We start from the raw sequence: 7919 nt of genomic DNA on the forward strand, positions 1-7919 counted from the left end.
GCCGGAAAAGCTTTAGCGCGGGAATTACGGGAGCAATACAGAAAGGAAGGCAACTGATATGGCTGGAAAAGTATGGCTGGTAGGTGCAGGTCCATCGGACCCTGGTTTATTTACAATAAAAGGAAAAAGAGTACTAGAAGAGGCAGAGGTTGTGGTATACGATGCATTGGTAGGGCAGGGAGTACTGGGGATGATTCCACAGACTGCAAAGCTCATTGATGTAGGCAAACGGGCGAACCGCCATACCATGCCTCAGGAAGAAATTAATCAGGTTCTGGTAAAGGAAGCCCTGGACGGAAAAAAAGTGGTGAGGCTAAAAGGCGGTGATCCGTTCTTATTCGGACGCGGCGGTGAAGAATTAGAGCTGCTAAAAGAGAACGGTATTTCATATGAAGTGGTACCTGGTGTCACAAGTGCGCTGTCTGTTCCGGCATATAATGGCATTCCGGTTACACACAGGGATTTTTGTTCTTCTTTACATATAATCACGGGACATAAAAGGCAGGGTCAGGCATACGATATCGATTTCGAAGCACTGGTAAGAACAAAAGGAACCTTGGTTTTTCTCATGGGAGTGAGTTCCCTGGGAGATATATGCAAGGGACTTATGGATGCCGGGATGAGCAGCGATATGCCTGCGGCTATTTTACAAAAGGGAACTACTGCCAGACAGAAACGGATTGTAGCAACAGTGGCTGATCTGGAGCAAGAAGTGGAACGGCAGGGAATTGAAACCCCTGCAATTATTGTAGTAGGCAAAGTATGTGCACTGGCGGAAGAGTTTGCGTGGTTCGAAGATCTGCCTCTGGCTGGAAATAAAATTCTGGTAACGAGACCGAAACAGCTCATGTCTGTAATGAGCGAAAAGCTTCGCAAAAAAGGAGCAGAAGTTTTGGAACTGCCTGCTATCCGCACGGAACCCGTCCGCACGAATGAGAAATTGAAAAAATGCCTCCGGGACATGAAGCAGTACCAATGGCTGGTTTTTACCAGCCCTACCGGGGTGCAGGTGTTTTTTGACAAATTAAAGGAAGAAAAGATTGATATCAGAAGTTTAGCCGAGACGAAAATTGCGGTCATCGGACAGGGGACGAAAAAAGCCATTGAAGACAGAGGTTTTTATGCAGATCTGATACCGGAAGTCTATGATGGGAAGGCGCTGGGAGCTGCCCTTGCGAAAGTATGCTGCGGAACAGAGAAGATACTGATACCAAGAGCCCGAATGGGAAGTCAGGAATTACTGGAAGAATTAAAAGTGGTAAAGGGTATCCAGATTCAGGATATAGCCACCTATGAGACGATATATGAAAGCCAGGAACTGATCGATGAACAAAAAGAATTCGAGCAGGGAAATATAGATTATGCGGTATTTACCAGTGCATCTACCGTCAGGGGTTTTACCCAGGCGGTGAAAGATATAGATTACAGCAAGGTTAAGGCTGTATGCATCGGAAAGCAGACGCAGGCGGCAGCAGCTGAACTGGGGATGCAGACAGCAGTTGCCAGGATGGCAACCATGGACAGTGTTGTGGAATGCTTGGAAGAACTCTGTTCAGCAGGACGTAATTAAGAAAATTTTTTCAGCTGCTGTGAGCCGCAGCAGCGTAAACATCCGAAAATATAACCGGAACAAATATTTTAAAGCAGAAAGAAGAGATTGTAAAATGGATATGTTAATCAGGCCAAGAAGAATCAGAGGAAATGAAGTGTTGAGAAAGATGGTGCGTGAGACCAGGATGGATAAATCTTCCTTGATTTATCCCATCTTTATTCGTGAAGGAAAGCAGATTGAAGAAGAGATTCCTTCTATGGAAGGACAGTATCGTTATAGTGTGGATCGAATGAATTTCCAGCTGGAACGGTTAAATAATGCCGGCGTAAAAAGTGTGATGTTCTTTGGAATTCCGGATGAAAAAGATGAAGTGGGAAGCGGAGCCTATGACGAGAATGGAATCGTGCAGAGAGCATTGCGGGAAGCCAGAAAGAACTTTCCGGATATGTATCTGATTACCGATGTCTGTATGTGTGAATATACTTCCCATGGACACTGCGGCGTTCTTCGCGGACAGGATGTGGATAATGATGCAACTCTGAATCTTCTGGCAAAAACAGCCCTGTCTCATGTAGAAGCAGGAGCGGATATGGTGGCACCGTCTGACATGATGGATGGCCGTGTGCGCGCAATCCGGGAAACACTGGATGGCGCAGGATACTTAAATACCCCTGTTATGTCCTATGCAGTGAAATATGCTTCCGCATTTTACGGGCCGTTTCGGGATGCTGCCGGCTCTGCCCCATCCTTTGGAGACCGGAAAACTTACCAGATGGATTTTCATAACCGAAAAGAAGGAATGAAAGAAGCGCTTTTAGATATAGAAGAGGGTGCTGATATTATTATGGTTAAACCGGCTATGTCATATCTGGACATGATTTCCGAAGTTTCTAAAATAGTAAATGTACCGGTGGCAAGCTATAGTGTCAGCGGAGAATATGCAATGGTAAAAGCGGCTGCAAAAATGGGATTTATTGACGAAGAGAAAATTATCCAGGAGATGGCTGTCAGCGCATATCGTGCTGGAAGTGACATTTATATTACATATTTTGCGAAAGAACTGGCGAAAATGATGGATGAAGGGAGAATAGGCTAATGACAAAATCAGAATCTCTTTTTAAGGAAGCTGTGAAGTATATTCCCGGCGGGGTTAACAGTCCTGTTCGTGCATTTGGCTCTATTGGGGAGGCTCCCCGTTTTATTGAGCGTGCGGACGGCGCATATATGGTAGATGTGGATGGCAACAGGTATCTGGACTATGTCTGTTCCTGGGGACCAATGATACTGGGGCATAATCACCCGGAAATCCTGGGAAGCGTAATAGAAGCCTGTAAGGATGGTCTGAGCTTTGGTGCTGCCACCCGTATAGAAGTAGAAATGGCAGAAATGATCTGTGATATCGTGCCGTCAATTGAAATGGTGCGTATGGTAAACTCCGGAACGGAAGCCGTAATGAGTGCAGTCCGTACGGCAAGAGGGTTTACGGGGAGAAATAAAATTGTTAAATTTATGGGCTGCTATCATGGACATTCCGACGCTATGCTGGTAAAAGCAGGCTCTGGTGTTATGACAAGCGGCGTACCGGACAGTGCGGGAGTTCCATCGGGATGTACAGAAGACACCCTCTCAGCCATTTATAATGATCTGGAAAGTGTAAAAGAACTGTTTGATAAGATGGGAAATGAGATTGCTGCAATCATTGTGGAACCGGTAGGGGCCAATATGGGAGTAGTCCCTCCGGCAGCAGGTTTTTTAGAAGGGCTGCGTGAAATATGTGATAATCATGGCAGTCTTTTGATCTTTGATGAAGTGATCACCGGCTTCCGGCTTGCTTTAGACGGGGCACAGGGATACTTCGGTGTAAAACCGGATCTGACAACTTTTGGCAAAATCATCGGTGCAGGTATGCCCGTTGGTGCATATGGCGGTAAAAAAGAAATTATGGAGATGGTTTCTCCTGTAGGTGCTGTATATCAGGCAGGAACTTTAAGTGGAAATCCAGTTGCAATGGCGGCAGGTCTTACCCAGCTGCGAATTTTAAGAGATCATCCCGAAATATACACGAATTTAAATGCTATGGGTGATTGGTTCTACGGAGAAATTGGCAACCTGTTAAAAGAAGCCAATGCAGGATGTACTATCAATCACACAGGATCACTTGGATGTGTATTCTTTACGGAGAATCCGGTGGATAACTATGCTTCGGCTAAAACATCGGATACAGAGGAATTTGCCCGCTATTGTAAATATATGATGGGGCATGGAATATATCTGGCGCCTTCACAGTTTGAAGCGATGTTTCTGTCAGCTGCACATACAAAGCAGGAATTAGAACAGACACTGGATCTCATAAAAGACTATTTTGCAGGAAAGAAGAAAATGTAAAAGAAAATCCCTTTCAAACTATTTATTGGCAGCAGTATTGCAGGCTTGTCTGCAAAATGCAGGAGTATAATTATGAAAAAAACCATAAGCAATTGGATACTGGCATTGATCTATATGTTGTTTATCATCTCTTGTTCGGTGATACTGACACTGAATTTCAGACCGTTATATTATTTTGATATTGACCATCTGAACATCAGTGAATTATCAGGACTTCCGAAAGAGGAGATAAAGGAAAATTACGATGCCTTAATCGATTATAATATTTTGCCTGGGAAAAGTGAGTTGAAATTTCCCACACTTGCCATGTCAGAACCTGGAAGAATTCATTTTGTTGAAGTAAAACGAATCTTTGTGGCTTTTGAGGCTATAGGAGTCATAACCCTTGTTTTAGGAATTGCAGGTACCATTTGGAAACGAAAGAGAAAAGAGTTTGGTTTTCTGAAAATTGCCGGTATTGTTACAGTAGCGGTGCCTGCTGTTCTGGGGATTTTTATTGCAGCCAATTGGGATAAGGCATTTGTGACGTTCCACCACATTTTTTTCAACAATGACTATTGGATTTTCGATCCGGCTAAAGATCCGGTGATTACAATATTGCCCGACACATTTTTCCTTCATTGTGCTGTTATGATTCTCGGGGGTGTGGTTCTTGGCGCCTTAATCAGCGTTTTCTGTTATCGGAAATCCTGCAAACCTGGGAAACTCAACGATCCCAACAATACCCATACTGCATCATCCGTACAGTAAAGGTATTGTGAGGATGGTGCAGTAAGTATGAAGGTAAGTACCGCAGACCCGTCTGCGGTATGCAAGAGGTATAAGTGTGAAACAAAAATCGTTTCATACATTTTATTGGTGCAGTACCGCAGACTTGTCTGTGGCTGCAGGAGGTATAATTATGGAAAAAGAAGATATCCGGATAACGAATGCAATCGTTCATATCATGGATTCCACCATTGGTATGCCGGTTTTATCCGATGCTGTACTGGATCATGGTTCCGATCTGGGAGATTTTTTACGGAGCCATATTCATCGTATCATAACCGGAGATGAAATCAAGCATTGCAGTTTTATAAAAGAAGAGTCAAAAGTATATGAGCTTTTAAAAGAATGGGACGAAGAGAAATTTGTCTTCATCTCCCAGGAAATAGGAAAGGTTTTATATACAATCATGAACGCAAACATCGAAATACCACCTGCCGATCTGATGGTGGTTACATATACAATAGAGCAGCATCCCTATCTGGCGCTGCTGAAAATGAACTACAAGACCTCTTATACCCATATGACCAACGAAGATCCATGGGGGAATAATAATGATATTATTAAACAGAAGGCAATTCTTCCAGGGGAGACTCAAAAGCTTACAGAAGCGGCGGTTATAAATATGGAGGATTTTGCAATTTCCCTAATCGAGAAGAAGTACGATGTAAATGGCGTAAAAACCAATTATTTTTCTTCCCTGTTTCTGCAGTGTAAGGGAACGTTATCTTCCAAGACAAAGCTTGCCATCGTAGCAAGGGTAGTGGAAGATGTTCAGAAAAAATACTACAATGAATCGGAACAGTTTGAAGTCCAAATGGAAACAAAGAGTATTATCAACCAGGAACTGGCGGAAAAAGGCAGCCTGGATATACCCATAGTAATGGATAAGATCTTTAAAGAAAAATCGGAATTAAAAGAAGAAGTGCAGGAAAAGATGGAAAAGTACAATCTGACCAGCGAACCGGTTGCTCCCCAGAATCCAAATACCACAAAAAAATTTGGCAAGCAGCATCTGATGACCGATACCGGGATAGAAATTAAGATTCCTATGGAAGAGTATAATAATAAAAATGCTGTTGAATTTATTACGAATCCTGATGGAAGCATTTCGGTGTTGATTAAGAATATTGGGAGTATTACGAGTAAATAACAGAAAAAATCCACAAATGTACCGTATCTTGGACATTTGGGGATTTTTTTATTTTTTTGTAAATAGTTATTGACAAACCAATATTATATATCATATAATATAGTCACAAAGCAATACTATACAACATATAGTATTGAGATAAAAATAATATAAGAACTTAAATAGTATTGTTTATCAAATAACAACGAAGGAGTTGATGGCATGGTATTTAACACAGGCGCGGCCCTGCTGGATGCAATCGTACTTGCTGTTGTATCAAAGGAACCGGATGGGACATATGGATACCGAATAACCCAGGATGTACGAAGTGCGCTGGATGTTTCAGAATCTACTTTATACCCGGTACTTAGACGACTGCAAAAAGATGATTGTCTGGAAGTATATGATATGGAATGCGGAGGAAGAAACAGACGGTATTATAAAATTACAGAAAAAGGTACCGTACAACTGAATCTGTATAAGACAGAATGGAAGCAATATTCTTCAAATATTACGAAGATATTTACAGGGAGGGCATAGGAATGAATCGCGAAGAGTATATAAAGCAATTAGAATACTTGCTGCAGGATGTACCTGACAGCGAGAGAGAAGAGGCTCTTGCGTATTACCAGGATTATTTTGAGGATGCAGGAGAGTCGGAAGAAGCAAATGTGATTGCTACTCTGGGTAGTCCCGAAAAGGTAGCAGCAATGATAAAGGACGGGTTGAATGGTTCGGATGATGAAGCAGGTGAGTACACCGAAAGCGGATATCAGGATGATCGTTTCCGGGAAAATAATAAGGTACCGGAACCAAGAGGCGGTTACCAGAAAGAAGAGCAGGATACACAGTCCAAAGAGAGCGGATATCAGAAGAACGGTGGCTATGAGAGCAGCAGTTATCAGAAGAGCGGTGATTATCAAAATAACAGTAATTATCAAAACAGCAGCAGTTATCAGAATGGTGCCGGATATAACGGACAGGGATTTGACCGTCAATCCTATGGTGGAAACGCACAGGGATACGGATATGAGGATGAACGCAGAAGAGAGCAAAAAGGATTTGGCACAGGGAAAATTATATTAATCGTATTGCTTTGCATCTTTGCAGTGCCGGTAGGAATCCCCATCCTCGGAGCAGTATTTGGATTGTTAATGGGAATTTTAGGAGTACTTTTAGGTGTAGGTGTTGCAGTAATAGCAGGTACCTTTGCAAGCTTTGTAGCCGGCGTGGTGTTAGTGGGTGTTGGTATTGCAAAAATGTTTGTGGCACCCCCGGTAGGATTTCTGCTTTGCGGCTTTGGCTTATTTGCACTGGCGGTTGGATTGCTTTTACTGCTGTTAGCGTTCTGGGTAGTGGGAAAAGTTGTACCCTGGATGCTTCGTGGAATCACAAGCTTTTGCGGCAGATTATTTAGAAGAAGGAGAGGTTAACTATGAAAACATTTACAAAGGTCTGCTTAATTATCAGCGGCGTATTAGCAGCGCTGGGCCTGGCATTCTGCATAGTGGCAGTGAGCCTGGGTGTAAGTTTCAGTGATCTGGATAATGTGTCTTTTGCTTCCAAATATGGCTGGGGATGGGATTCGTCAAATCATAACTTTTCCTGGGGAACAAAAGGGAGCCAGAAAGTAAAAGATATGGATGAAGTATTTAAGGATATTGATAAACTCAAAATCGACATCGGTGTAGTGGATATGATAGTGGAAGAATACGATGGAGATGAGTTCCAGTTAGAAGCCAGAAACGTGCCGGAAGGATTTAAGTGTAAAAAAGAAGGAAGCACGCTGGTAATTAAGGAAGAAAGCAATCATTCCTTTAACATAGGGAATAATTTTGAAACGGCAGAAGTAACACTTCGTATTCCGAAAAAGACGGTATTCAAGGAGGCGGATTTTGAAGTAGGTGTTGGACGTTTGGACGTATCCGGCTTTGAGGGCAAAAAAGTTTCCATTGATTGTGGCGTGGGCAGTATGGCTTTAGAAGGAACTATTACAGGTGATGCTGACTTAAATTGCGGCGTTGGGCGAATCGAGATGAACCTGACCGGAAAAGCTGAAGATTTTGACTATGATATCGATTGTGG

8 protein-coding genes are annotated in these 7919 nt (G+C 42.8%); all 8 read left to right on the forward strand.

The window, feature by feature from the left end; all coding sequences use genetic code 11:
• The first annotated feature begins 58 nt into the window (after positions 1 to 58).
• Complete coding sequence (gene cobA, locus ACH2DQ_RS08370) at positions 59 to 1570, forward strand: uroporphyrinogen-III C-methyltransferase (RefSeq protein ID WP_394912805.1); 1512 nt, start codon at positions 59 to 61, stop codon at positions 1568 to 1570.
• A gap of 94 nt (positions 1571 to 1664) precedes the next feature.
• Positions 1665 to 2648 (forward strand): porphobilinogen synthase, encoded by a 984-nt coding sequence (gene hemB / locus ACH2DQ_RS08375; protein WP_394912804.1) that lies wholly within the window; start codon positions 1665 to 1667, stop codon positions 2646 to 2648.
• Complete coding sequence (gene hemL, locus ACH2DQ_RS08380) at positions 2648 to 3937, forward strand: glutamate-1-semialdehyde 2,1-aminomutase (protein WP_394912803.1); 1290 nt, start codon at positions 2648 to 2650, stop codon at positions 3935 to 3937. Before hemB ends, hemL begins: the two co-directional genes overlap by 1 nt.
• Before the next feature lie 72 nt (positions 3938 to 4009).
• A complete protein-coding gene (locus tag ACH2DQ_RS08385; protein ID WP_394912802.1) occupies positions 4010 to 4687 on the forward strand; it encodes a TIGR01906 family membrane protein in 678 nt (225 codons plus the stop codon).
• Positions 4688 to 4838: 151 nt separating this feature from the next.
• Entirely contained in the window at positions 4839 to 5855 is a 1017-nt protein-coding gene (locus tag ACH2DQ_RS08390) for a nucleoid-associated protein (RefSeq protein WP_394912801.1), read from the forward strand.
• A gap of 201 nt (positions 5856 to 6056) precedes the next feature.
• Positions 6057 to 6374 carry a PadR family transcriptional regulator gene (locus ACH2DQ_RS08395; RefSeq protein WP_394912800.1) on the forward strand — a complete coding sequence of 106 codons (318 nt, stop codon included), beginning with the start codon at positions 6057 to 6059 and terminating at the stop codon, positions 6372 to 6374.
• 2 nt (positions 6375 to 6376) lie between these two features.
• Positions 6377 to 7267 carry a DUF1700 domain-containing protein gene (locus ACH2DQ_RS08400; RefSeq protein ID WP_394912799.1) on the forward strand — a complete coding sequence of 297 codons (891 nt, stop codon included), beginning with the start codon at positions 6377 to 6379 and terminating at the stop codon, positions 7265 to 7267.
• Between the two features lie 2 nt (positions 7268 to 7269).
• The coding region (locus ACH2DQ_RS08405) for a hypothetical protein (RefSeq protein WP_395026354.1) at positions 7270 to 7919 on the forward strand (650 nt) is incomplete at its 3' end.

Source organism: Robinsoniella sp. (assembly GCF_034124845.1).